This window comes from Microbacterium pollutisoli (assembly GCF_053586795.1).
Map to the genome: position 1 here is coordinate 152914 of NZ_JBNYWT010000004.1, position 24231 is coordinate 177144.

At 69.8% G+C, this 24231-nt stretch carries 19 protein-coding genes and 1 pseudogene; 7 read left to right on the plus strand and 13 right to left on the minus strand.

What is annotated here, in order from left to right:
- Positions 1–18: 18 nt before the first annotated feature.
- The 3 genes and pseudogenes from ACQ143_RS10530 to ACQ143_RS10540 form a co-directional block, all read left to right on the plus strand.
- Positions 19–1293 carry an ArgE/DapE family deacylase gene (locus ACQ143_RS10530; RefSeq protein WP_449570638.1) on the plus strand — a complete coding sequence of 425 codons (1275 nt, stop codon included), beginning with the start codon at positions 19–21 and terminating at the stop codon, positions 1291–1293.
- Between the two features lie 40 nt (positions 1294–1333).
- Positions 1334–2515 (plus strand): glycine C-acetyltransferase, encoded by a 1182-nt coding sequence (locus tag ACQ143_RS10535; protein WP_449570639.1) that lies wholly within the window; start codon positions 1334–1336, stop codon positions 2513–2515.
- A gap of 79 nt (positions 2516–2594) precedes the next feature.
- Positions 2595–3926: pseudogene (locus tag ACQ143_RS10540) on the plus strand (M20/M25/M40 family metallo-hydrolase); the annotation flags it as partial.
- Between the two features lie 436 nt (positions 3927–4362).
- Here the strand turns inward: ACQ143_RS10540 and ACQ143_RS10545 are convergent.
- The 3 genes from ACQ143_RS10545 to ACQ143_RS10555 are packed head-to-tail and all read right to left on the minus strand — an operon-like array spanning position 4363 to position 8235.
- Entirely contained in the window at positions 4363–5499 is a 1137-nt protein-coding gene (locus tag ACQ143_RS10545) for a hypothetical protein (RefSeq protein ID WP_449570640.1), read from the minus strand.
- Positions 5496–7163, minus strand: a complete 1668-nt coding sequence (locus ACQ143_RS10550; protein ID WP_449570641.1) for a sensor histidine kinase — start codon at positions 7161–7163, stop codon at positions 5496–5498. The genes ACQ143_RS10545 and ACQ143_RS10550 overlap by 4 nt, the downstream gene beginning before the upstream one ends.
- Positions 7164–7167: 4 nt before the next feature.
- The gene (locus ACQ143_RS10555) at positions 7168–8235 is read right to left on the minus strand and encodes a response regulator (RefSeq protein WP_449570642.1); all 1068 of its coding nucleotides are present in this window, start codon (positions 8233–8235) and stop codon (positions 7168–7170) included.
- A 140-nt stretch (positions 8236–8375) separates the two neighbouring features.
- Here ACQ143_RS10555 and ACQ143_RS10560 point away from each other — a divergent pair, with 140 nt between their 5' ends.
- The gene (locus ACQ143_RS10560; protein WP_449570643.1) at positions 8376–9086 is read left to right on the plus strand and encodes a DUF1684 domain-containing protein; all 711 of its coding nucleotides are present in this window, start codon (positions 8376–8378) and stop codon (positions 9084–9086) included.
- A 191-nt stretch (positions 9087–9277) separates the two neighbouring features.
- Here ACQ143_RS10560 and ACQ143_RS10565 read toward each other — a convergent pair whose 3' ends face one another.
- From ACQ143_RS10565 to ACQ143_RS10590, 6 genes are all read right to left on the minus strand, one after another.
- Positions 9278–10120: a TIGR03620 family F420-dependent LLM class oxidoreductase gene (locus tag ACQ143_RS10565; RefSeq protein WP_449570644.1), complete on the minus strand. Its 843-nt coding sequence runs from the start codon at positions 10118–10120 to the stop codon at positions 9278–9280.
- 469 nt (positions 10121–10589) lie between these two features.
- A complete protein-coding gene (locus ACQ143_RS10570; RefSeq protein ID WP_449570645.1) occupies positions 10590–11549 on the minus strand; it encodes an ATP-binding cassette domain-containing protein in 960 nt (319 codons plus the stop codon).
- Entirely contained in the window at positions 11546–12397 is an 852-nt protein-coding gene (locus ACQ143_RS10575) for an ABC transporter ATP-binding protein (RefSeq protein WP_449570646.1), read from the minus strand. Before ACQ143_RS10575 ends, ACQ143_RS10570 begins: the two co-directional genes overlap by 4 nt.
- Positions 12394–13242 carry an ABC transporter permease gene (locus ACQ143_RS10580; RefSeq protein ID WP_449570647.1) on the minus strand — a complete coding sequence of 283 codons (849 nt, stop codon included), beginning with the start codon at positions 13240–13242 and terminating at the stop codon, positions 12394–12396. The genes ACQ143_RS10575 and ACQ143_RS10580 overlap by 4 nt, the downstream gene beginning before the upstream one ends.
- Positions 13239–14198, minus strand: coding sequence for an ABC transporter permease (locus ACQ143_RS10585; RefSeq protein ID WP_449570648.1), 960 nt, complete (start codon positions 14196–14198; stop codon positions 13239–13241). The genes ACQ143_RS10580 and ACQ143_RS10585 overlap by 4 nt, the downstream gene beginning before the upstream one ends.
- Before the next feature lie 80 nt (positions 14199–14278).
- Positions 14279–15829 carry an ABC transporter substrate-binding protein gene (locus ACQ143_RS10590; RefSeq protein ID WP_449570649.1) on the minus strand — a complete coding sequence of 517 codons (1551 nt, stop codon included), beginning with the start codon at positions 15827–15829 and terminating at the stop codon, positions 14279–14281.
- A gap of 348 nt (positions 15830–16177) precedes the next feature.
- On the opposite strand from ACQ143_RS10590, the gene ACQ143_RS10595 reads away from it, so the two are divergent.
- Positions 16178–17023 carry a universal stress protein gene (locus ACQ143_RS10595; RefSeq protein WP_449570650.1) on the plus strand — a complete coding sequence of 282 codons (846 nt, stop codon included), beginning with the start codon at positions 16178–16180 and terminating at the stop codon, positions 17021–17023.
- A 238-nt stretch (positions 17024–17261) separates the two neighbouring features.
- A complete protein-coding gene (locus ACQ143_RS10600; protein WP_449570651.1) occupies positions 17262–18785 on the plus strand; it encodes a LuxR C-terminal-related transcriptional regulator in 1524 nt (507 codons plus the stop codon).
- Between the two features lie 8 nt (positions 18786–18793).
- Here ACQ143_RS10600 and ACQ143_RS10605 read toward each other — a convergent pair whose 3' ends face one another.
- Positions 18794–20206 carry a cell wall-binding repeat-containing protein gene (locus ACQ143_RS10605; protein WP_449570652.1) on the minus strand — a complete coding sequence of 471 codons (1413 nt, stop codon included), beginning with the start codon at positions 20204–20206 and terminating at the stop codon, positions 18794–18796.
- A 248-nt stretch (positions 20207–20454) separates the two neighbouring features.
- On the opposite strand from ACQ143_RS10605, the gene ACQ143_RS10610 reads away from it, so the two are divergent.
- Entirely contained in the window at positions 20455–20928 is a 474-nt protein-coding gene (locus ACQ143_RS10610) for a DUF4126 family protein (protein WP_449570653.1), read from the plus strand.
- A gap of 29 nt (positions 20929–20957) precedes the next feature.
- Here ACQ143_RS10610 and ACQ143_RS10615 read toward each other — a convergent pair whose 3' ends face one another.
- The 3 genes from ACQ143_RS10615 to rfbA are packed head-to-tail and all read right to left on the minus strand — an operon-like array spanning position 20958 to position 24231.
- The gene (locus tag ACQ143_RS10615) at positions 20958–22367 is read right to left on the minus strand and encodes a sugar nucleotide-binding protein (RefSeq protein WP_449570654.1); all 1410 of its coding nucleotides are present in this window, start codon (positions 22365–22367) and stop codon (positions 20958–20960) included.
- The gene (gene rfbB / locus ACQ143_RS10620) at positions 22364–23362 is read right to left on the minus strand and encodes a dTDP-glucose 4,6-dehydratase (RefSeq protein WP_449570655.1); all 999 of its coding nucleotides are present in this window, start codon (positions 23360–23362) and stop codon (positions 22364–22366) included. Before rfbB ends, ACQ143_RS10615 begins: the two co-directional genes overlap by 4 nt.
- A complete protein-coding gene (gene rfbA, locus ACQ143_RS10625; RefSeq protein WP_449570854.1) occupies positions 23362–24231 on the minus strand; it encodes a glucose-1-phosphate thymidylyltransferase RfbA in 870 nt (289 codons plus the stop codon). The genes rfbB and rfbA overlap by 1 nt, the downstream gene beginning before the upstream one ends.

Sequence of the window (24231 nt, forward strand, 5' to 3'; positions counted from 1 at the left end):
ACGGCACGAGGAGACACGGTGAGCACATCGCGAGACCCCGAGGCCCGTTACGGCGCCACGATCGAGTCTGCGCTCGACCAGCTGTGGCCGCGGTATGTCGAACTGCTGTCTTCGCTCGTGCAGACACCCAGCCTCGGCGGCGCGGAAGAGCCCGCCCAGCGCCTCCTCGCCTCGCACGCGGAGAAGATCGGGCTCGAGACCGACCTGTGGACGGTCGACATCGAGGCGCTCACGCACCACCCCGACTTCGCCACGGCCGATCACACCGCGCTCGCGCGCCCCAATGTCACCGCCATCATGAAGGGGACAGGTGGCGGTCGTTCGTTGACGCTCTCGGGCCATGTCGATGTCGTCAGCACCGAGCCCGAGCACCTGTGGACCGACAACCCCTACAGCGGGGCGGTTGTGGGCGACCGGCTCTACGGTCGCGGATCGATGGATATGAAGGGCGGCCTGGTGGCGGCGCTTCTCGCGATCGACGCCATCCGCACGGCGGGGGTTGCGCCTCGGGGCGACATCGTGTTCGAGTCGGTGATCGAAGAGGAGTCGACGGGAAACGGCACACTGGCGGCGCGTGTGCGCGGGCCGAACACCGACGCCGCGATCATCCCCGAGATCACTCACGAAGACGTCCATATTGCAAACCCCGGTGTCGTGTGGTTCGAGGTCACGGTGCGGGGGCGTGCCGCCTACGTAGGACTTGCCGGAGCCTCCGTCAACGCCATCGAGGTGGCCACTGACCTCGCGACATTCCTGCGGACGCTTCCCGCCGAGCTCAACGCGAGCTTCTCGCATCCCGCTTTCGATGGCTATGACTCGCCGCTCACGCTCAACGTCGGGACGATCCGCGGTGGCGACTGGCCCTCGAACGTCCCGCTGGAGTGTGTCATCGGCGTGCGCATGGCGTATCCCATCGGCTGGTCTGTGGATCAGGCGAAGCAGTTCGTCGTCGACCGGATCGCGGCGTTCGGTGCGTCGCACGCGTGGCTCGCCGAGAACCCTCCCCAGATCCGGTGGCACGGCTTTCAAGCGCGTGGCTATGCGATCGACCCCGAGTCGCCCATCGTCGCGCTGCTGCGGTCGCAGGTCGAAGCCGTCAGCGGCGAACCCGCGCGCGTGACGCCCATGTTCGGCACCGCCGACGCCCGATACTTCGGCGACGTGGGCGTTCCCGCAACCTACTACGGCCCGACGGGCGGCGGAATGCATTCGCCCGACGAGTGGGTGTCGCTCGCGAGCGTGCGGCGCGTGGCCGCCGTGCTCGCGCGGACAGCGGTGGAGTGGACGTCGTGACGAGCGGCGCGCGGTCGCGCACGAGTGGAGGGAGATCACGGTGACGGGGATTCTGGCGGGGCAGGCTCGGGCGGAGTTGCAGGACATCGACGCCGCGGGGCTGAGAAAGCGCGAGCGGGCCATCGAGACGTCGCAGTCGGGCAGCATCCGCAGCGGCGGATCCGTCGTGCTCAATTTCTGTGCGAACAACTATCTCGGTCTCGCGGACGACCCCGCGATCACACGGGCAGCCGCAGACGCACTCGAACAGTGGGGCTTCGGCATGGCGAGCGTCCGCTTCATCTGCGGGACGCAGCAACCCCACCTTGAGCTGGAGCGAGAGCTCGCCGAGTTCCTCGGAACCGACCAGACGATCCTCTTCCCCTCGTGCTTCGACGCGAACACCGGCACGTTCGAGGTGCTGTTCGGCGCAGAAGACGCCATCATCTCGGACGAGTTGAACCACGCCTCGCTCATCGACGGCATCCGCCTCAGCAAAGCCAAGCGCTTCCGCTACCGCAACCGCGACATGGATGATCTCGAACGGCAGCTGATCGCGGCTGCGGGATCGCGACGCATCGTCATCGTCACCGACGGCGTCTTCTCGATGGACGGCTACCTCGCGCCCCTCGACCGCATCTGCGACCTCGCCGAACGCCACGGTGCCACCGTCATGGTCGACGATTCCCACGCGGTGGGTTTCGTCGGCCCGGGAGGTCGCGGCACGCCGGCTTTGTTTGGAGTGTCTGACCGTGTGTCGCTTCTCACGGGCACGCTGGGCAAGGCGCTCGGCGGCGGTTCGGGGGGCTATGTCGCGGGCGACGCCGACGTCATCGAGCTCCTCCGCCAGCGCGCGCGTCCCTACCTCTTCTCCAATTCGGTTCCGCCGCCGATGGTGGGGGGAGCACGTGCGGCGTTGCGGATCGCCGCGGGTTCGGACGACGCGCGAGAGCGTCTGACGCAGCGCGCGGCGCAGTTTCGGGAGCGGATGGTCGCCGAGGGCTTCGATCTGCTTCCGGGTGAGCATCCGATCGTCCCGGTGCTCATGCCCGACGCGCGGACGGCCACCGCCGTCGCCGATCACATGCTCAGCCTGGGCGTCTACGTCATCGCCTTCAGTTTCCCTGTCGTGCCGCGAGAGTCGCCGCGCATCCGCGTGCAGATCTCGGCGGTTCACACCGAGGATGACGTGAACACGTGTGTGACAGCATTCGTCGCCGCACGCGCGGCGGTCACCGGCTGACACGGATCGGGCTCTGGGCGCCCGAAGCGCATCATGCGGCTGCCGTGTGCCGCCGTGAAACGAGAAGGCAAAGGGGAATCACGTGGAACCTCCCGGGCAGGATCCGGCAACCGATGCGGTGGATCGGGCGGCCGAGGTCGTCGACCTCGCGGCCGACCTCATCAGGTTCGACACGTCGAACTTCGGCGGAGGTCAATCGCGCGGCGAACGCGAGGCCGCTGAGTTCGTCAGCGCGTACCTGGAACGCCTCGGACTGGGTGTCGAATACTTCGAGCCGCGGCCTCGGCGCACCAATGTCATGGCGCGTGTGCCGGGGCGAAACCCCGACAAGCCGGCCCTGGTCGTACACGGCCACCTCGACGTGGTTCCTGCGGTCGCGGAGGACTGGTCGGTCGACCCGTTCGGCGGCGTCATCCGCGAGGGGATGCTGTGGGGCCGCGGCGCGGTCGACATGAAGAACATGGACGCCATGATCCTCACCGCCGTGGCTGCCATTCTCGACGAAGGCCGCCAGCCGGAGCGTGATCTGATCGTCACGTTCTTCGCAGATGAGGAAGACGCGGGCCACGAGGGGGCAGAGCTCGTCGTAGACGAGCGGCCCGAGTGGTTCACTGGAGCGACGGAGGCCATCGGTGAGGCGGGTGGCTTCTCCATCCTGGTCGACGATGCGCACCCGGCCTACCTGCTGCAGGTGGGAGAGCGATCCCTCGTCTGGTTGCGACTGACCGTTCGTGGTGCCGCAGGTCACGGCATGAGTGTGCACGACGACAACGCCGTCACCCGGCTCGCGCGAGCGGTCTCGCGCTTGGGGGAGACGCGCTTCCCGATCCACATGGGGCCCGCCGCGACCCGGCTCGTGGCGGGCCTTGCGAGCCTCGTCGGCGACGGCACCACCGACCCCGATGCGCTGATCGCGCGTACCGGGACGGCCGCCCGTATTCTGGCCTCCTCGCTTCGGGTGACAGCGAACTCGACCGGTTTCACTGCGGGGTACAAGCACAACGTCATTCCTGCCGTCGCACAGGCCCTCGTCGATGTGCGCACGCCCGCCGGCACTGAGGAAGAAGCGCTCCGGCAGATTCAGCTCATCATTGGAGAGGACATCGAAGTAGAGATCGTCCGTCGCGGCGTGGGGCTTGAGGAGGCGGCGGACGGTGCGCTGTACGACACGGCCGTCGGCGCCCTGGACCGCGCCGATCCCGGAGTTCCCGTGCTGCCGTTCGTCATGAGCGGCGGCACCGACAACAAGGCGCTCTCGCGGCTGGGAATCGTGGGATACGGCTTCGCGCCGTTGCGTCTGCCGCGAGGGTTCGACTTCTTCTCGATGTTCCACGGCGTCGACGAGCGCGTGCCCGTGGACTCGCTCGTGTTCGGGCACCGCGTGCTGAAGGACTTCCTCTCGCGGTATTGAAGAGACTGGATGTTGGGGCGCGGGCGCGCGGAGCGCGCCGGGAGCCCGGACGCTGGGGCACCTGCTGGGTCCTAGCGAGGTCTGGACGCAACGAGGTCGTGGTAACGTCCTCCCCGACGGTCGAGGGCGGGGGCGACCGCGACGCCGCAAAGACCTCCATGGTCTGTCACCGGCTGGACAAGCGAGGCGCCAGGTTCATCATTGCGACCACTCGGAACGGACAGATTCGCGATCATAGGTCGGTCGTAGCGACCACCAAGTGCTGTCTGGTCGTCCCGGCGAACGCTTTCGTCCTGTTCATGCCAAGGACGGCTTACCCGCACCCGCCGCGCGAGACTAGTCAACAGGCTGGGCGGGAGGCAATGGCGGCGTTTGTCCGTCGCATACTGCGGCCGGGGTGGATGCCGGCGTTCAGCGCCGGATGAGAACCGCGGGGTCAGCGCACCACGTCGGCGGCGGCCACGCGATGCCACCGGTCGCCACCGGCGGCGGCGGCCCGCGCCGCGGCGCCCGACGCCGCGGCGACAAGAGTATCGAGGTCGTAACCCACGGCATCCACCGCGGCCCAGCCGACGCTCGCCGACAGCCGGATCGCCAGCGGCGAGTCGGGGTCGGCCGCCGCGATCTCGCGCAGCAGGCGCACGAGTTCCTGACGCACCGCCCCCTCGGGGCGCGGCAGCAGCACGACGAACTCGACCGTGTCACGGGCCCAGATGTCGGCCTCCGCCGGCAGGGTGCTGCGCACCACGCGCGAGAACTTCGAGGCGATCAGTTCGAAACCGTTGCTGCTCGACGCCTCGCGCAGCACCGCCGGGTCGTCGAGGCGGATCACGAGCACCGACCACCACCGGTCGTCGGTGGCCTGTGCACGACGCAGCCGGTCGGTGGCGACCTCGACGAACGAGGCCGCGCTCGCCGCCGACCCGCCGCGCCCCATGCGAGAGCGGGTGAGCAGCAGCAGGGTCACCAGGGCGCATGTCATGTACACCAGCGACCCGATCATGTTGAGGTCGCGGGTCTGCGTGAGCGCGGGCACCTGAGGCTGCCCCTCCAACAGGCGCACAACCTCCTGAAACACGTTGATGACGCTGAGGATCGTGAACGTCGCCGACACGAGGGCGAGGGGGAGGACCTCGTCGCGGTGTCTGTTGCCCAGCCGCACGAGCTCGATCACCGTCCAGACCGTGAACGCGCCGGCCACGAGGAACACCGCGCGCACCGCGGTGACGTAATACGCCGTCTCGGCGAACAGCACCAGCACGATCGGTGAGGCGAACACGTAGATCAGCGTGGGGATCCAGTGCCACCCGGCCGCACCGCGGCGCACCCGCAGTCCCACCCAGAACAGTGCGACCATCGGCACCATGAGCCCGGAGGCGATCGCGCGCAGCGTGTTCGAGTCGACCGCGTCGCCGCTGACCCACAGGTGCGCGGAGACCATGCCGCCGATGAACCCGACCGCCCAGATGCCCGCGACGCGGCTGGGGCGGGGCAGAAACCCGAGGCCCAGGTAGATCGCGGTCACCACCGTGGTCATGGCGACGAAGCCGACCACCAGAGTCGTGCTGTTCACGTCGACGTCCTCTCTGCGGCGTCATCCGCATCGGTCAGATCGGGCCCGACGGGCGTGGCCGCGGCATCCGCTCGGGGCAGGCGCACCGTCACGCAGGTGCCCCGGCCCAGGTCGCTGGTGATGTCGAGGCGGCCGCCATGGCCCGAGACGATGTCGTGCACGACGGACATGCCGATGCCGCTGCCCGCGATGCCGCTGGCTCGGGCGGTGGGGCTGCGGAACCCGGTCTCGAAGATCCGGTCGAGGTCCTGCCGCGTCATGCCGATGCCCGAGTCGCTGACCTCGATCACGCCGTGCTCGTCGTCGCCGAGCACGCTCACCCGCACGACGCCGCCGCGGCTGGTGTACTTGACGGCGTTGCCGATGACGTTGTCGATCGCCTGTCGCAGGCGGAACGCGTCGCCGATCACGGCGACCGCCCCGTCGAGCGTGCCCGACAGGTCGACGCGGCCCGCCTCGGCGGTGGGCTCGAACGCGACGATGGATGCCGAGACGAGATGCCCCAGGTCGACGACGTCCTGTTCGGCCCCGCCGTTGCCGTAAGGCTCGAGAGCGGAGGTGATGAGGCGCTGCATGCGCTGGCCGGCGCTGTCGATCTGTGCGATCTGCTCGCGCACGTCGGCGGGGAGGTCGTCGCGCTCGAGCAGCAGGTCGCTGTGGCCGACGATCGCGGTGAGGGGATTGCGCAACTCGTGGGTGACCACGGTGCTGACGGTGCGGCGCTGCTCGTCGGCGCGGACGGCATCGGTCACGTCGTGGGCGAGGATGAGGTTGTTGGGCGGATCGTCGGCACCGGGCACGGGGCGACTCGACACGTCGAGCGCGCGCCATCGGCCCTGCGGGTCGAACAGCCACACCCGGTGGTCGTAGAAGCGCTCGCCCCGCCGGGCGCGCGCGATCAGCGTGTCGCCGGGGTCGACGGGTTCGCCCCGATAGCCGCGGTATTCGACTGCACCCGTGGGCGTGAACGTGTCGATGTCCTCCGCGCCGTACAGACTCAAGAACGCGGCGTTCGCGTCGAGCAGCACGCCGTCCTGGTCGACGCGGGCGATCGCCGTCTCGAGGGTGTTCGACAGCACGGCGATGCGCTGCGCGTCGTGCTCGGCGCGGCGGCGGGTGCGGTCGAGCTGATCGAACTGCCGGTGCAGCAGGTGGCTGTAGGCGCGGGTGCGCTGCGCCCCGATGAGGATGGTGACGCCGAGGAAGCCGAGGCACAGCAGCATGACCACGGTGCGCTGGGCGTACTCGGCCGACAGTCCGTGCAGGCTCGTGTCGATGAGCAGCACGACGCCGATCGCTCCCAGCGCCACGATCAGCCAGGGGAACCGGTAGTACGTCGCGAACCATGCGATCGGGAACACCCACAGCAGGGCCAGGCGCGAGTCGCCCCCGGCCGACAACGCGCCGATGGCGACGATGTCGAGCAGCGGCACGAGCGCGATCACCGTGGTCGTGGTCAGGTGCCACGGCACCAGCAGCGTCGCGGCGGTGATCGCCGACAGGCCGACCGCTCCGGTCAGAAACCGCATGTCGCTGAACAGCTCGGGCGACAGCAGCGGGAGCAGCGCGATGATCGCGACCGCGCCGGCGGCCAGGATCAGCTGCCAGCGCCACACCGATCGTGTGCGCAGATCACCCCAGTGCCCCCCGGCCGGTACCGCCATGGCGTCAGCGTTCCGCCGGAGCGGCCGCGCGATAGCCGACGCCGCGCACGGTCTCGATGAACCGCGGCGCGCTGGCCGAGTCGCCGAGCTTGCGGCGCAGATTCGTGATGTGCGTCTCGATCGACCGCTCGTCGGAGTCGCTCACCCACGTCACATCGCCGGGCTCGTCGTGCAGCGATCGCACCAGATCGGCCTTGCTGCGCACCTCGGGCGCCGCCTCGAGGATGGTGGCGAGCAGGTCGAACTCGGTGCGCGTGAGCGCGACGGCGGCGCCGTCGACCGTCGTGCTGTGGGTGGCGCGCACCAGGTGCAGTCCGTTCCAGCCGATGCCGCGCACCGCGGGGTTCGGCGAGGTGGGCGGGGTGGTGTGATCGGTTGCGGGCGGCATGCCGGACTCGGTGGGGTGCGCGGTGCCGGTGGGGTTGTCAGCGGTGCCCGCGGCGTGTGCGGTGCCGGTGGCGTTGCCCGCGGTGCCGGTGGGGTGTGCGGTTCCGGTGGCGTTGCCCGCCGCGCCCGGGGCGTTGCCCGCCGTGCCCGGGGTATAGGGGCCCGGGTTGTGGGCACCCGGATTGTGGGGCCCCGGGCCGTGCGTGCCGGGGTTGTGGGGGCCTGGGCCGTGCATGCCGGGGGCGGATGCCGGAGCGGCGGCGTTCGGGGCGTCGCCGACCCCGCGCTGTACCGCCCCGCCGGCGGACTGGCGGCGGCGCTGGGCGGCGAGCACGCGGGCCCGCAGCTCGCGCGGCCGGAAGGGTTTGACCACGACGTCGTCGGCGCCCACGCTGAACCCCAGCACGGCATCGGCCTCGTCCGACAGCGCGGTGATGAGCATGATGTGGGTGTCGCTGTGCTCGCGGATCCGTCGCGCCGTCTCGAATCCGTCGATGCCGGGCATGTTGACGTCGAGGGTGGTGATGTCCGGCCGGTGCGCGATCACGGCATCCACCCCGTCGGAGCCGTTGTCGACGGCGATGGTCTGGAATCCCGCAGCAGACAGGATCGTCACCAGTAGCCCGCGCACGTGCGCGTCGTCATCGATGACGACCGCTGTCTGTTGGGGGGCAGGTGCATTCATGGCGATCTGCACCGATTCTGTCAGACGCCGCGCCCGACCTCGGGATTCGCTGTTGGTCCCGGGGTTTGATGCGCCGGTCTGGTGCGCCGTGGCAGGCGGGACCGTTCGCGCGGCGTGTCGGCGCGGGTAGCGTGAAAGGCATGAGCATCACCGTTCACTCCGCCCGTTGGCAGACCGTCACCGCCCCGCATGGCATCGCCGCGCTGCGATATACGCACTGGCTCGATGAGGTGCCGCGCGCCGTCGAGGGGGTGGCCGGTGAGTGGTTCGCCGACGCGGACGGGGTGCACGGGCGCGGGGTGGATGCCGCAGACATCGACCTCGCCCCCTTCGAGACGCGCGAGGTGGGTGACCTGTTGGTGCGCGCGTTCGCGCGCGACGGCGCGCTGGCGCTGCGCATCTACGACCCCGAGGCTCCCGGGCGCGTGGAGCTGCGCGGCATCGAGGTGTACCCGGACCACGAACGGTGGGCGGTCGCCGGCCGTTTCGTGCCGATGGATGCCGGCGCGCAGCGCATCGTCCGCAGTGTCGACGGCCACGAGCGCACCGTGGCCGTGCCCGGCACGATCGCGCTCGAGGTCGACGGCCACGCCGTGAACCTCGTCGTCTCAGACGAGGGCGACGGCCTGTCGGCGGTGATCGCCGACCAGTCGGTGCTCGACGGCGCCTACGCGTTCCGGTTCCTGCCGATCGACGCGCCGGATGCCGACGGGGCGGTGACGGTGGACTTCCGCCGCGCCTACCTGCCGCCGTGCGCGTTCAGCGACCAGTACGTCTGCCCGCTGCCGCCGCCGGAGAACCGGCTGCCGTTCGCTGTGACCGCCGGGGAGAAGCGCGCGCTGCGCGGCTGACCCCTACCCGTTTCGCCGAGCCGCGCTGACCCCTGCCCGTTTCGCCGAGCCGCGCTGACCCCTGCCCCTTTTCGCTGAGCCGCCTAGCTCTGTACGAGCCGCCCAGGTGTGTACCGGCCATACGTGGGCGGCTCGTACACACGTGGGCGTTTCGCGGGAGGGCTGAGGGGGCGCGGTGCGCGCCGGCGCGCTCAGCGCAGGCCGAGTTCGGTGGCGAGGGCCTCGAGGCCGGGCGCCGGGTCCATGCTGGCCGGCAGCAGCTGCACGCACACGTGGGAGGCACCGGCGTCGAGGTGCCCCTGCACCGTGGCGGCGAGCTGCGCGGGCGTGCCGTGCGGGGCGAGGGCGTCGACCGCCTCGTCGGTCGCGCCGTCGTCGAGCTGGGCGGCGGTGAAGCCGTGCGACTCCAGGGTGCGGCGGTAGTTCGACAGGGAGAGATAGCGGCTCAGGAACTTCCGGCCCGCCGCGCGCGCGGCATCCACATCGGTCTCGGGAACGAGCCGCTGCTCGGGGGCGACCAGTGCGTCGGGGCCCACGGTCTCCCGGGCGAAGCGGGTGTGCGCGGGCGTGGTCAGGTAGGGGTGCGTGCCCGCCGCGCGCTCGGCCGACAGCCGCAGCGTGCGGGGCCCGAGCGCGGAGATGATGCGACGCGCGGCCGGTACGCCCTCGGCGTCGAGCGTGTCGAGGTACGACACGAGCGCCGCATACGGCTTCTGGTACTGGCCGCCGAGGGTCTCCCGGTGTCCGATGCCGATCCCGAGCACGAAGCGGCCCGGGTGCGTTTTCTCGAGCCGGTGGTATGACGCGGCGACCTCGGCTGCGTCGGCCTTCCAGATGTTGACGATGCCTGTGGCGACCGTCACGTGTTCGGTGGCGTCGAGCACCTGCTCGGCGATGCCGAGGTCGGCCTCGGGTGAGCCGCCGATCCAGATCGCGCCGTAGCCGAGGCGTTCGGCGGTGGTCGCCGTGGCGGGGTCGAGGAGTGCGGCGGCGCGCCAGAGCCCGATGCGTCCGAAGTCGGGGGTGGTGGTCATCGTGTTCCTCTCGGCGGTGGTCCCTCCCCACGCTATCGCGCTGCCGCACGGCCGGCTCCGGCGACCCTTCGCCGCCTTCTCTCACTGAGCCGCCTACGTTTGCCCGAGCCGCCCAGATTCGGACGGTCGGAAGCTGGGCGGCTCGGACAGAGATAGGCGGCTCGGGGTGGGCGAGCAAGAGCAGCGCATGCGTAATGCAGCGAGCGGTGACATCTCGCACTCGCAGAACGATTGGATGCCACGCTCATCACCGGTGACGCCCGTTTGGCGCACGCGGGTGCTCAGTGCTGCGCCATCGAGGTGTTCCGCTATCCGCGCCCCATTCTCGTCGCCTATCCTCGCCGCCTTGTCTCTCACCGAGCCGCCTACGTGCGTACGAGCCGCCTAGCTTTGGACCGTCCGAATCTGGGCGGCTCGGACGGAAGTAGGCGGCTCGGCGGAAGGGGCGGCGCGGAAGCGGCGCGGCGGGTCAGCGGGCGACGAAGTGGCCGGGGGACTCCTCGATCAGGCGCTCGCCGGGATCCGGCAGGGCGGCGGCGGGGCGCGCGGCGATGTGGGCGAGGCGCTCGCGCGCGACGGCGGGGTCGGGCACGAGCACGGCCTCGAGCAGCCGTTGCGTGTAGGCGTGGCGCGGGGCGGCGAACAGCTCGGCGGTCGGGGCCAGCTCGACGATGCGCCCGCGCTGCATGACGGCGGTGCGGTCGGCGATCTCGCGCACCACCGACAGGTCGTGCGAGATGAACAGGTAGGTCAGGCCGAACTCGCGCTGCAGCTCCTGCAGCAGCTCGGTCACCTGCGCCTGGATCGACATGTCCAGCGCCGAGACCGGCTCGTCGCACACGATGAACTCCGGGCGCGGGGCGATGGCGCGGGCGATCGCGATGCGCTGGCGCTGGCCGCCGCTGAACGCCCGCGGGCGCTTGTGCACGGCGTCGCCTTCGATGCCCACCGCGGCGAGTGCCTCGAGCGCGGTCGCCACCTGGTCGTCGCGTGCATCGCCGGCAGCACGGCTCCGCGGACGGAGCGCGCCCGGGTCGTCACCGGCATCCACCCCGCGCCGACGGGCGCGGACGGTGATCGGCTCGAGCACGTTCTGCAGTGCGGTGCGGTGCGGGTTCAGCGACGAGAACGGATCCTGGAAGATCACCTGCATCATGCCCTGCGCGACCTCGGGCGACGCGTCGACACCGCGCACCAGCACCCGCCCGGCGGTCGGCCTCTCCATCTGCAGGATGAGGCGCCCCAGGGTCGACTTGCCGCTGCCCGACTCCCCGACCACCGCGAGCTGCTCGCCCGCGCGCACGGTCAGATCGATGCCGTCGACGGCATGCAGCTGTCCGGTGACGCGTCCCCACTCGTTGCGCACCGGGTAGGTCTTCCGCAGTCCCTCGACACGCACGAGCTCGGGGGCCGGCTGCACCTCACTCATGCGGCACCTCCGGGCACGGCCGCCAGCAGCGAGCGCGTGTAGGGATGCCGGGGCGCGGCGAACAGGGCGTCGACGGTGCCGCTCTCCACGATCGCGCCGTCCTTCATGACCCGCACGCTGTCGCACAGTGCGGCGACCACGCCGAGGTCGTGGGTGACGACGAGGATGGTGAGGTCGTGTTCGCGCTGCAGCTGTTTCAGCAGTGCGAGGATCTCGGCTTGCACCGTCGCGTCGAGCGCCGTGGTCGGCTCGTCGGCCAGCAGCAGGCGGGGCTGGGCGAGCAGGCTCATCGCGATCATGGCGCGCTGGCGCAGCCCGCCCGACAGCTCGTGGGGGTAGCGGTCGAGCACGCGCTCCGGGTCGGGCACGCGGGCGGCGGCCAGGGCGTCGACGGCCCGGTCCCGCGCCGCGCGCCTCGACATCGCCGGGCTCCGGGTGGGCGTGCCCGCCTCGGCGCGGCGGCGCGAGGACGCGTCGGCGCGCCGGGCGACCTCGATCAGGTGCGTGCCGATGCGGGCGAGCGGGTTGAACGAGGTCATCGGGTCCTGGAAGACCATCGAGATCGGCAGCCGCGTCTTCTCGTAGCCGGCGGTCACATCGACCCCGTCGAAGGCGACACGCGACCAGGTGCGCACGGCGCCTTCGGGCAGGATGCCGGTGATCGCGCGCAGCAGCATCGTCTTGCCGGATCCGGATTCGCCGACGATGCCGACGATGCCGCCGCGCGGCACCTCCAGCGACTGCTGGTCGATGACGCGGAACGGCCCGTCGCGGGTGGGCAGGTCGATGGTCAGTCCGGCGATGCTGAGCAGGGGCGCATCGGCGCCCGCGCGCCGCTCGACGCTCATGCGGCATCCTCCTCGCTGACGGCCCGGCGCAGGGCGTCGCCGACGACGTTGAACGAGAGCACGGTGAGCAGGATGAGCAGGCCCGGCACGATGGCCAGCAGCGGGGAGCGCGCGAGCGACCCCTGGGCGGCTTCGAGCAGCGACCCCCAGGAGGCCATGGGCGGCTGGATGCCCAGCCCCAGGAAGCTCAGTGCCGACTCGGTGAGCATCGCCGAGGAGATCGTGGCCGTCGCCGCGACGATGATCGTCGGGGTGGCATCGGGCAGGATGTGCCGCCACACGACCCGGCGTGGCCGCTCGCCCAGGAACCGCGCATAGCCGACGTAGGTGCGCTCCCGCAGCGAAAGGGTCTCCGCGCGCACCAGGCGCGCCGTCGGCATCCAGGCGAACATGCCGATCACGATGATGATCGTCCACAGGCCGGGGCGTAGGAAGACGCTCGCGACCATGACCAGCACCATCCACGGGATCGCCGAGAGGAAGTCGACGAACCGCATGAGCACCTCGTCGAGCCAGCCGCGCGCGTAGCCGGCGATGAGGCCGACGATGATGCCGATGAGGGTGGAGGCCAGCATGGCCAGCACGCCCACCGTCAGCGAGATGCGCCCGCCGTAGACGACGCGTGAGAGGTAGTCGCGGCCGAGGTCGTCGGTGCCCAGCCAGTGTGCGGCCGAGGGGCCCTGCCACCGGATGGGCAGGTCGCTGGTGGTGGGATCCAGCGGCAGCAGCGGTGCGCACAGGCTGACCAGCCCCAGCACCGCGAGGAACACGAGTGCCACGACGGTGCCCGGCGACCGGAACGACCGGGTGCGCTGGGCGACGGCGGCGAAGGTGACGGCGGTCATGATGTGCCGCCGATGCGGATGCGCGGGTCGACGACCACGTAGAGGATGTCGGCGATGAGGTTGCCGATGATCACGAGCACGGCCGACAGCAGCAGTACCGCGAGGATGACGGGGTAGTCCAGGCTCTTGGTCGCCGAGAGGAAGTAGGGGCCGATGCCGGGCCAGGCGAACACCGACTCGGTCACGATGGCGCCGGTCACGAGGATCGGCAGCGCCAGGCCCAGCTGCGTGACGACCGGCAGCAGCACGTTGCGGCTGATGTGCACGCCCAGCACCCGGCGGCGGGAGGCGCCGTAGGCGCGCTGGACGAGCACGTAGTCCTGGCCGAACTGCCCGATGGTGGCCGAGCGCACGTAACGGGTCAGGTCGGGGAAGAAGGCGACGACCAGCACGGTGTAGGGGAGCACGAAGTGCGCGAGGAAGTCGAGCGGGTCGCCCTGTCCGCCCACCGAGTGCATGCCGATGATGGGGAACCAGCGCAGCTGGTAGCCGAACACGTACATGAGCAGCAGCGCGAACCAGAACGACGGGGTGGCGATGCCCACGCCCGCCATCGAGTCGATGAACCGGTCGGCCCACCGGCCCTTGCGCGATCCGGCGATCAGGCCCAGCGCGATCGCCAGCAGCAGCGCCGTCACGTACGCGGGGGCGACGAGGATCATCGTGTTGGGGATGCGCGCGGCCAGCTCCGCCGCGATCGGCTGACGGCTGGTGAGCGAATAGCCCAGGTCGCCCTGCAGCACGTTGCCCAGCCACAGCGCGTACTGCGTGAGCACCGGCTGGTCGAGCCCGTACTTCTGCCGCATCAGCTCGATGGTCTCGGCCGACATGTTCGGCGTCGTGATGGCGTCCACCACGTCGTACGGGGCGAGCTGGATCAGCAGGAACACGACCAGGGTCAGCGCCAGCAGCATCGGGACCACCTGCAGCAGGCGGCGGACGATGAAGCGGGTCACGGCGGGATTCCTCTATGCAGGGCTGACAGACGCAGGGATGCCGGGGATCCCCACGAGCGGAGTCCCCGGCATCCATCAGATCACTTCTCGGTCAGCAGACCGAAGTTCTCCAGCGTGTAGATCGGCACGAGGCCGGCCTCCTCGACGCCCCCGATGCGGGAATTGACCGCGAGGAGCTTGAGGTTGTCGGCCAGCGGGAAGAACACCGCGTCCTCGGCGATCTGCGCCTGCAGGTCGGCGTAGATCGCGGCGCGCTTCGCCTCGTCCAGCTCCACCGCGCCGGCGTCGAACAGGGCGTCGGTGGCGGGGTTGGCGTACGAGAAGTAGTTCGCCGAGGCGCCGCTGCGGAACAGCAGGCTGTAGGCGTCGGGGTCCTGGCCCATGATGTAGCCGCCGAGGAAGGCGTCGTACTTCGAGTCGGCGCCCTTCTCGATCTCGGTGTAGACGGCGGCGGGCTCGACACCGGCCAGCTGCACGGTGATGCCCACCTCGGCCAGCTGCTGCTGGATGAGCGTCGCCTGGGTCGACTGGGCGGGGTCGCTGCTGGCGTAGGCCAGGGTGAAGGTCACGTCGGCACCGCCGAGCAGCTCGGCCGACTTCGCGGCATCCTGCTCGTACTTCTCGACGTCCTCGGTGGCGAACGGGTTGCTCGGCGGGAGGATCGTGTAGGCGTTCTCGTAGTACTCGTCCGAGAGGAAGGCACCGTCGTTGAGCTCGTCGCGGTTCAGGGCGAAGAAGATGGCCTGGCGCACCTTCTGGTCGGTGAGCTTCGCGGCGTTCAGGCCCAGGTAGGCGACGCGGCCCTCGGCGTAGGGGTAGATGTCCAGCCCCGCGGCCTCGAGTTCGTCGATCTGGTCGGCCGTGGCGAACGAGGCGTCGGCCTCACCGGTCTGCAGCGCCGTCTTGACGGTGTCGGCGTTGGCGACGATCTGCAGGCGCAGGTCGGCGATGTTCGGCGCCTCCCCGTAGTAGTGCTCGTTCGGTGCGAAGCGCAGGTACTGGCCGCGCTCGTACTCGGTGAGCACGTACGGGCCGGAGCCGACCGCGATCGGGTCGAGTTCGGCGACCGAGAAGTCGGTGACATCGCCGTAGACGTGCTCGGGGATGATGTAGGTCTCGGTCGCGATGTTGCTCAGGGCAGCGGCGCTGACGCTGGGCAGGTGGAAGACCACGGTCTGCTCGTCGGTGGCCTCGGCGGTGATGGGCTCGTCGCCGATCCACAGCAGGTCGGCGTTGCCGTTCTCGCGCACGGCCTTGTTCTCGTAGGTGAACACGACGTCGTCGGCGGTGAGGGGCTCGCCGTCCGACCAGAGCAGGTCGTCCTTGAGGGTCACGGTGACCGACAGGCCGTCGGCGGCCGGCTCGATCGACTCGGCCAGCTCGTTGACGATGGTGCCGTCGGCCTCGACGCGGGCCAGCGGCGAGTAGACGATGTTGGTGACGGTCAGGCCCCAGCGGTCGCCGACGTTGATCGGGTTGAGCGAGCTGGGGTCGCTCGCGATCACGTAGGTGAACTGTCCGGTGCCCTCGGCATCGGTGCCGTCGGGGGCGGAAGCGCCCGGGGCGCAGGCGGTGATGGCCAGGGCGGCGGTCAGGGTGATCGCGGCCAGGCCGACACGTCTCTTCGTCATGGATGTCCTCGCTGTGTATACGCGCGAATGCGCTCACCCAGGCTAAACGCCGCCGCGGGGCCGTTTTGTTTCCCGGTTGCGCAATGTGACGGTGGGGCTTGTGCTCGGCGTGGCGGGTCGCTCGCTTGCGCGGTGCCGGTCGGCCCCTTGCGCGAGACGCCCACTTCTGTCCGAGACGCCCATCTCTGGACGGTCCAAAGCTGGTCGGGTCGGACGGAGGTGGGCGGCTCGGCGGGGGGCGGGGAGCGGGAACGTGGAGCGGCGGGTTTGTCCCGGCGGTGTGCGATGACGCGGGGATGCCTGGGGCGATAGCGTGGGGTGAGGCATAAACCAGCGAAGGGGCGCACCATGTCGAACACGATCGTCGTCGGAATCAGCGGGGCACCGGTCACCGAGCGCGTCGTCGACTGGGCCATCGCCCGCGCCAAGGTCCGCCGCCAGCCCATCGAACTCGTCTCCGTCGTCGGTGGCGCCATCGGAGCGGTCGGCGAAGCGGACGTCATGCTCTCGGCCATCGACGCGACGAGGCAGCTGCTCGACCGGGAGGCCGCCCGCGTCGAGGCGGCCGGGGTGCCGGTGACCACGCGCGTCGAATCGGGCAACCCGGTCTCGGTGCTCGTCGACGCCTCCGGCAACGCCGCGCTGCTGGTTATCGGCAGTGACTACCGCGGCCCCGGCGAGGGCCCTGCGCGCGGAGCGCACGGCATCCGTATCGCGGCCGCCGCGCACTCGCCGGTCGTCGTGGTGCCCGACATCGACCTGGGCGACCAGCGCAGTGGCGTGGTCGTCGGCATCGACGGGTCGGAGATCTCGGAGCCGGCGCTGAAGTTCGCCGCCGCCGAGGCCGACCGGCTGGGTGAGCCGCTGATCGCCGTCTCGGTGTGGACACCGCTGGTGGCGCCGCGCAACGACCTGGCGGTCTACCCCGAGCTGTACATCACGAACATGCAGCAGGCCACCGAGGAGATCCTGTCGCTCGCTCTCGCCGGCCTGGCCAGCGACTACCCCGACCTGCAGGTGATCCGCAAGGTCGAGCAGGGCTACCCGTCGCACGTGATCAACGAACTGGCCGCCGACGCCCGGATGACCGTCGTCGGCACGCGCGGCCGCGGCACCTTCGCCCGGCTGCTGCTGGGCTCGATCAGCCACGAGGTGCTCGCGCGCCTGGCCGCCGTCACCGCCGTCGTCCGCTGACGCGGGGTGGATGCCGGGGCTCTGCGCCCTGGCATCCATTACTCGGTTCGTGCGTCTGCTCGACGAGCGCATGGTCACCAACGCGCGGAAGGCAGCTCGTCACCGTCGTCTGCCCTGTCATTCTGCGCAAGGTGCGCTTGGGCCGCGATCGGTAGGGGAGCCGCGGCTTCGGTAGGCTCTGGCCTGTGTGTGCCATTCGGCGGGACAGCCCGCCATGGTTTTTCCGTGGGGGATGAGCATGGCGGAGAATGCAGGGCCGGCAGCGCCCGATGAGGCAGGCGAGGCGCCGGCGCTGGTCGCTATGCCGGTCGGCGACGAGGTGCGGCTCGCTTCGGCGCGTGATGACCATGAAGAGGTGGCGAGGCTGATCAACGCCGCTCCGTTCGAAGCGTGGTTCGCGATCCCTCCCGATGAAATGGCCGCGCTGCTGCACCGGCTTCCGGCGCCGTACGTGCGCGGTGTCGCGCTGCGCATGTTTCGCACGATGGTGAGCGGTCATGCTCCGTCCGACATGTCGGTGCCCGCAGGCGGCGGTCATCGCGCCATCGCCGAGGTCGGGGCGAAGATATTCGGCGCTCGTCTGCGCGGCAGGACGGTGCAGAGCAACAAGCTGGTCGGGAGGGCCGCGGTGTTGCTGAACACGGCGAACGTGCTGTTCGACGATACCCGCGGCTGGCGACTGGGCGTCAACGTGCAGAACGGTATCAACGAGATGCTGATCGGTGAGTTCACCCGGGCTCTCGAAAGCTTCGCGCAAGCGCGGCAGAGCCCGCCGCCTTCGTCGTTGACGGTCATGTATCGCGACGCCTACGTCAAGTCTGGGCTCATCCACGCGCTGTTCGGCGATCCGCACGTGGCGCGCACCGAACTCGCCATCGCCTCGACCCTGCCCCGGACGACGAGTTGGGCCGAGGCCCATGTCACGGCCCATGCGCGGGTCGCGGCCGCTGTGCTCTGCGCCGATCACGACGTGGCCGCGGAACTCACCGCGCTGGAGCAGATTCCAACGCGCGATGTCGGTGAATTGTGGCCGTTCTGGCTTGAAGCGATGATGCACCTTCACTTCCGGGTGGGTGTGTCGGTTGCGGGCCTCGAACGGCTGCTGGGCAGCGCGTCACTCGTGCCGCACGAGGTCGAGGGGTATGCGGGCACCGTGGTTCCGCGCATCCGTGCCATGCGCGAACTTGTTCGCGGTGACGTGTCGCGTGCCACGGCCGAACTCTCCGGCGCACCGACCGGTCAGCTCATGGTCGAACTCGCGCGCGCCACGATCGAGAGCGCTTCCGGCGATTGGGAGGCAGGGCTTGCCCGCGCGGTCGGAGTGCGGCGGCGGACCGTTCGGCTGCCCCGCCTCGAGGCGTATCGGGTTGTCACCGTCGCCGGTGCCGTACGTCGCAGCGGCGATGAGCCGCGCACCCGGGAACTGCTGGCTTCCCTCGTGAACGCACCGGGCGAACTGGGTGAACGGCTCATCGTCATGCCGCGCGAGCTGCACGAGTTCGCCGTGGCGGAGGTGCCGGGCTGGCCCGAACGGGCACCGGTCGTCGCTGCCGAACCGGTGGACATCCCCCGCCTGACCGCGAGAGAGCTCGAAGTGCTGCAATTGATGGCCACGGACCAAACGCGCGAAGAGATCGCAGCCGCCCTGTTCGTCTCCGTCAACACGATCAAGTCCCAACAGCGCTCGCTCTCGCGCAAACTCGGCGTCACGGGGCGCGCGAACGTTCTGCTCGAGGCCGAGCGGTGGGGGCTACTCGAGTAGGCCGGGCCTCACCCGGTGGCGTAGCGGCCCAGCTGAGCGGCCACGTTCGCGCTGACAGCGGCGGGGCCGCCGAGCACCACGATCTTCGAGGGCTTCAGTCGTGCGAGCTCTGAAGCGACCGCCGCGGGCAGGGTCGAACCCGAGGTGAGCAGCACCGGCCCGCCGACGACACCCGCTGCCGCGGCGCCAGAGAGGGCGTCGGGGAAGGTCGTGCCGTTGGCGATGTAGGCGACGTCGACGCCGGCACCGAACGTGGCCTTCGACACCGCGGCCGAAGTGGCGTAGCGATCTGCGCCGGCCAGGCGCGAGACGGCGCCCGAGGTGTACGAACGCGCCTTCGAGACCACCGCGTCCGTGATGGCGCCGGGACCACCGAGCACCACGATCTTGCGCGGGTTCAGCCGGTCGAGCTCGGCGACCACTGATGCAGGGATGGAGGACTTCCCGGTAAGCAGCACCGGGCCACCCATGGTTCCGGCGGCAGCGGCACCCGACAGGGCGTCAGGGAAGGTGGCGCCGTTGGAAAGGTAGGCCACCGGCACACCCGCGTCGAAGGTGGCGGCAGAAATCGCCGCCGAGGTCTCATAGCGGTCGTCGCCGGCGGCACGCTTCACCGAGCCGGTCGTGAAGGTGTCGGCCGCGCGAACCACGGCATCCGACACCGCACCCGGCCCACCCAGCACGACGATCCGCGCCGGCCGCAGCCGCAGCAGCTCGGTCTTCGCCGAGGACGTCAGTGCGGTGGGCGAGGTGAGCAGCACCGGGCCGCCCACCACGCCGGCAGATGACGCGCCTGACAGTGCGTCGGGGAACGTCGTGCCGCTGGCCAGGTACACCACGGGCACACCGGCCCGGAACGTCGACGACGAGATCTGCGCAGCGGTCTCGTACCTGTCATCGCCGGCGAGGCGCACCACGTTCGGGTTGGCGGGTGCCTTCGCGTACTTGCCGAACACCTGCGTGTAGTACGGCGTCCCCGACGAACTGCACGCCACCCCGATCCCGATGTGGGTGTACGAGCCGAGGATGTTCCGCTTGTGTCCGGGGCTGTTCAGCCAGCCGGTCGTCACCTTGGTGGGGGTGTACCCCATGGCCACGTTCTCCGCCGCGCCGGTCCAGCCGCTCGGGATCTGCGAGAGGTAGTTGGGGTTGTGGGACATCCGGCCCGCGGCGGCCTGCTTCCCCGACCAGTTCACGGCGACGGTGTTCATCTGGCTGTTGCTGGTGAGCGCCCTCAGCCCGGCCTTGCCGCGCGCGGCGTTGGTCTCGGTCAGGATGCGCGTCTGCACCTGTTCGAGTGACATCGACGTGCAGCTGGCGACGGTGGCGGCGGATGCCGGTGCGGTCACAGCCAGTGATGCTCCGACGAGGGCGGTGGAGGCCGCGACGACGCCGAGGCGCCGCAGAAGGCGACGAGACATAAAGACACTCCGGGGGGTGAGTGAGGGGTCGGGGGGTTCCCTATGGGTAACACAATGCCCTGAAAATCGATCCCGGTGTGAGATTCTTCTCACTTTGTCCATCGGACTGCGGTGGGTGCGACCGCGCTGTCAAGCCCCGCGCCCGCGGCGGCGGAGCGTCCCTATACTCGCGGCACCCACGGCCGAAGACAGAGGACATGATGAGCGCTCACACCCGCACCCCGACCCACGCCCGTCCGCCTCGCGGCTTGACACTCCGCGCCGCCGCGCTCGGGCTCGCCGGCGGCATGCGGTCCATGGCACCGGCGGCGATGCTCGCGCTGTCGCACGGTGACACCTCGTCGGCCGCCGCGTGGACGCGCTGGCCGGTGCTGCGCAGTCGCTGGGGTCGCCGAGTGCTCGTCCTGTTCGGCGCCGGCGAGCTCATCGGTGACAAGCTCCCCGGCATCCCGTCGCGCCTGGAGCTGCCGGCACTGATCGGCCGCGTGGCCATCGTGACGGTGTCGGCCGCGGCACTCGGCTCGGAGTACGGCGGCAAGGGTCGCATCATCTGGGCTGCGATCGTGGGCGCGGTATCCGCGCTTGCGGGCAACATCCTGTTCGGAGGCGCCCGCACGGAAGTCACCACTCAGACCGCGGTCCCTGACCGGGTTGTGGCCGTGGCGGAGGATGCCGCGTGCATCGGCCTCCTGGCCGCCGTCGCGCGCACTCGCCCGGCGTGAGGGTGACCGTGAGCGCCGTCAGCGCCCGATCACTGCAGATACGCGGCAAGCGAATCGGTGAACGACTTCGGGGTGAACCCGGCGTTTTGAACCTTTCCGAGGTCGAGCACCGACCAGCGTGGCCGTGGCGCGATCGGCCCGGCGGCGGATGCGAAGTACTCGTCCGTGCTGACCCCGGTGACGCGCGCGGGGTCGTGCCCGGTGAGGGTGAAGACGCGGCGGGCGATGTCGGCCCAGGATTCGGGTTGGCCGTCGCCGGTGAGGTTGTAGATGCCGGAGGCGGCGTCGGTGTAGAGCAGGTGGTGGATGCCGCGGGCCAGTTCGGTGGTGAAGGTGAGGCGCCCGATCTGGTCGTCGACGACTTTGGGGTCGATGCCGCGTTCGGCCAGTGATGCCATGGTGCGGACGAAGTTGTGGCCTTCGCCGATCACCCAGGAGGTGCGGATGATGTAGTGCCGCGGCACGGTGGTCACGATCGCGTCGGCGGCGGCTTTGGTCTGCCCGTAGACGCCGAGGGGGCTGACGGGGTCGTCCTCGGTGTAGGGGCGGGAGGCGGTGCCGTCGTAGACGTAGTCGCTGGAGACGTGCACGAGCGTGATCTGGTTCTCGGTCGCGATGCGGGCCAGCGCGGCGACCGCGGTCACGTTCGCCGCCCAGGCGTCGGCTCGTCCTTCCGGGGTTTCGGCGGTGTCGACGGCGGTGTAGGCGGCGGCGTTGATGATGGTGCCGTAGTCGCGCCAGCGGCGGGCCGATCCCAGGTCCGCGCGGGTGAGGTCCAGGTCGGTGCGGGTGGCGAACTCGACGTGGGCGGCCCCGGCATACTCTGCCCGCAGAGCGGTACCGAGCTGTCCGCCGGCACCGACGACGAGGATCTTCCGGGGCGGCACGGGCGTGGCATCGGCCAGGCGGGGGTGGGCGAGGTCCTTGGCGGAGATCTCCACCTGATCGAGGGGGATGGGCCAGGCGATGGCGGCGGTCTCGTCGGCGAGGTTGAGGAAGGAGTATTCCGCGTCGGGCGACCAGTGGTCGTTGACGAGGTAGCTGTACGCGGTGTCCGGCTCGAGGGTCTGGTAGGCGTTGCCGACGCCCCGGGGCACGAAGATCGCCCGGGACGGGTCGATCTCGGTGGTGAACACGGCCCCGAAGGTGGGGCCTTCACGCAGGTCGACCCACGCGCCGAAGATGCGGCCGGTCGCGACCGAGACCCATTTGTCCCACGGTTCCGCATGGATGCCGCGGGTGGTGCCGACCGCGTCGTTGAACGAGATGTTGTTCTGCACCGGACCGAAGTCGGGCAGCCCGGCGACGGTCATCTTCTCGCGCTGCCAGTTCTCCTTGAACCAGCCGCGGTTGTCGCCGTGCACGGGCAGGTCCCACACGACCAGGCCCGGGATGCCGGTCGGGGTCGCGCCCAGCGGCTTGGAGAACTCCACGGTCACTGCCCCTTGCTTGCGTAGAACGCTTCGACGCCGTCCTTGGCGGGTGCCCACCAGTCCTCGTTCGCGCGGTACCAGTCGATGGTGGCGGTAAGCCCGGCTTCGAAGTCTTGGTATTTGGGTTGCCAGCCGAGTTCGTCGCGGAGTTTGGTCCAGTCGATGGCGTAGCGCAGGTCGTGGCCGGCCCGGTCGGTGACGTGGTCGTACGCGTCGGCGTCTTGCCCCATGAGTTGCAGGATCAGTTCGACGACGGTTTTGTTGTTCTTCTCGCCATCGGCGCCGATGAGGTAGGTCTCGCCGATGACCCCGGCATCCAGAATGCGGAGCACGGCGGAGGAGTGGTCGTCGGCGTGGATCCAGTCGCGCACGTTCTCGCCCGCGCCGTACAGCTTGGGGCGGATGCCGCGGATCACGTTGGTGATCTGCCGGGGGATGAACTTCTCCACGTGCTGGTAGGGGCCGTAGTTGTTCGAGCAGTTGCTGATCGTCGCGCGCACCCCGAACGACCGCACCCAGGCGCGCACGAGCAGGTCGGAGCCGGCTTTGGTGGACGAGTACGGGGAGGACGGGTTGTACGGGGTGGTCTCGGTGAACCGTTCCGGGTCGTCGAGTTCGAGGTCGCCGTAGACCTCGTCGGTGGAGATGTGGTGCAGCCGGGTGTCGTGGCGGCGGGCCGCTTCGAGCAGCGTGTAGGTGCCGATGATGTTCGTGTCGAGGAACGGCCGCGGGTCGTGCAGCGAGTTGTCGTTGTGCGACTCGGCGGCGTAGTGGACCACGGCATCCATCTTCGGGAACAGCTCGTCGACCAGGGCCGCGTCGGCGATGTCGCCCTGCACGAACCGGAACCGATTCTCGGGCAGACCCTCGAGCGAGGCGAGGTTGCCGGCATAGGTGAGCTTGTCGAGCACCGTCACCTCGTGGTCGGTGTGATCGAGCACATGATGCACGAAGTTCGACCCGATGAACCCGGCCCCACCGGTCACGAGCAGACGTCCCATCAGCGGCTCCGTTCCAAGCACTCCAGCAGGTAGGCGCCGTAACCGGACTTCACCAGCTTCTCGGCACGCACCCGCAACTGGTCATCCGACAAGAACCCCTGCCGCCACGCAACCTCCTCAGGAACCCCGATCGACATGCCGGTACGGCGCTGCATCGTCCGCACATACTCCGCAGCATCGGTCATCTGGTCGAACGTGCCGGTATCCAGCCACGCCGTGCCACGGGGGAGGATCTCCACGGCGAGCTTCCCCCGCTGAAGATACGCACGGTTCACGTCGGTGATCTCATACTCACCGCGCGCAGAGGGCCGCAGGCCGCGGGCGATCTCCACCACATCGTTGTCATAGAAGTACAGACCCGGCACCGCGTAGTTGCTCTTCGGCTCCGCGGGCTTCTCCTCCAACGACACCGCCCGTCCCGAACCGTCGAACTCGACGACGCCATAGGCACGTGGCTCGGCCACCCAGTACGCGAACACCGCGCCGCCGTCCACGTCCGCGTAACGCTTCAGCTGCCGGCCCAAGCTCGGCCCGTAGAGCAGGTTGTCGCCCAACACGAGCGCGACCTTGTCATCACCGATGAAATCCGCACCGATCGTGAACGCCTGTGCCAGCCCGTCGGGCGACGGCTGCGTCGCGAACGTCAACGAGATACCGAACTGCGACCCATCGCCGAGCAGATTCTCGAAGAACGGCCGATCATGCGGCGTCGTGATCACCAAAATGTCGTCGATGCCCGCCAGCATCAACGTCGACAACGGGTAATACACCATCGGCTTGTCATACACCGGGATCAACTGCTTCGACACCCCCAGCGTGATCGGATGCAACCGCGTACCCGAACCCCCCGCGAGAATGATGCCCCTCAT

What these genes read in the sequence shown, in the direction of transcription:
- rfbB (WP_449570655.1), bottom strand. Translation starts at nt 23,362, where the DNA reads ATGGGACGTCTGCTCGTGACCGGTGGGGCCGGGTTCATCGGGTCGAAC.
- ACQ143_RS10575 (WP_449570646.1), bottom strand. Translation starts at nt 12,397, where the DNA reads ATGAGCGTCGAGCGGCGCGCGGGCGCCGATGCGCCCCTGCTCAGCATC.
- ACQ143_RS10550 (WP_449570641.1), bottom strand. Translation starts at nt 7,163, where the DNA reads ATGGCGGTACCGGCCGGGGGGCACTGGGGTGATCTGCGCACACGATCG.
- ACQ143_RS10595 (WP_449570650.1), top strand. Translation starts at nt 16,178, where the DNA reads ATGTCGAACACGATCGTCGTCGGAATCAGCGGGGCACCGGTCACCGAG.
- ACQ143_RS10570 (WP_449570645.1), bottom strand. Translation starts at nt 11,549, where the DNA reads ATGAGTGAGGTGCAGCCGGCCCCCGAGCTCGTGCGTGTCGAGGGACTG.
- ACQ143_RS10600 (WP_449570651.1), top strand. Translation starts at nt 17,262, where the DNA reads ATGGCGGAGAATGCAGGGCCGGCAGCGCCCGATGAGGCAGGCGAGGCG.
- rfbA (WP_449570854.1), bottom strand. Translation starts at nt 24,231, where the DNA reads ATGAGGGGCATCATTCTCGCGGGGGGTTCGGGTACGCGGTTGCATCCG.
- ACQ143_RS10560 (WP_449570643.1), top strand. Translation starts at nt 8,376, where the DNA reads ATGAGCATCACCGTTCACTCCGCCCGTTGGCAGACCGTCACCGCCCCG.
- ACQ143_RS10605 (WP_449570652.1), bottom strand. Translation starts at nt 20,206, where the DNA reads ATGTCTCGTCGCCTTCTGCGGCGCCTCGGCGTCGTCGCGGCCTCCACC.
- ACQ143_RS10555 (WP_449570642.1), bottom strand. Translation starts at nt 8,235, where the DNA reads ATGAATGCACCTGCCCCCCAACAGACAGCGGTCGTCATCGATGACGAC.
- ACQ143_RS10590 (WP_449570649.1), bottom strand. Translation starts at nt 15,829, where the DNA reads ATGACGAAGAGACGTGTCGGCCTGGCCGCGATCACCCTGACCGCCGCC.
- ACQ143_RS10580 (WP_449570647.1), bottom strand. Translation starts at nt 13,242, where the DNA reads ATGACCGCCGTCACCTTCGCCGCCGTCGCCCAGCGCACCCGGTCGTTC.
- ACQ143_RS10565 (WP_449570644.1), bottom strand. Translation starts at nt 10,120, where the DNA reads ATGACCACCACCCCCGACTTCGGACGCATCGGGCTCTGGCGCGCCGCC.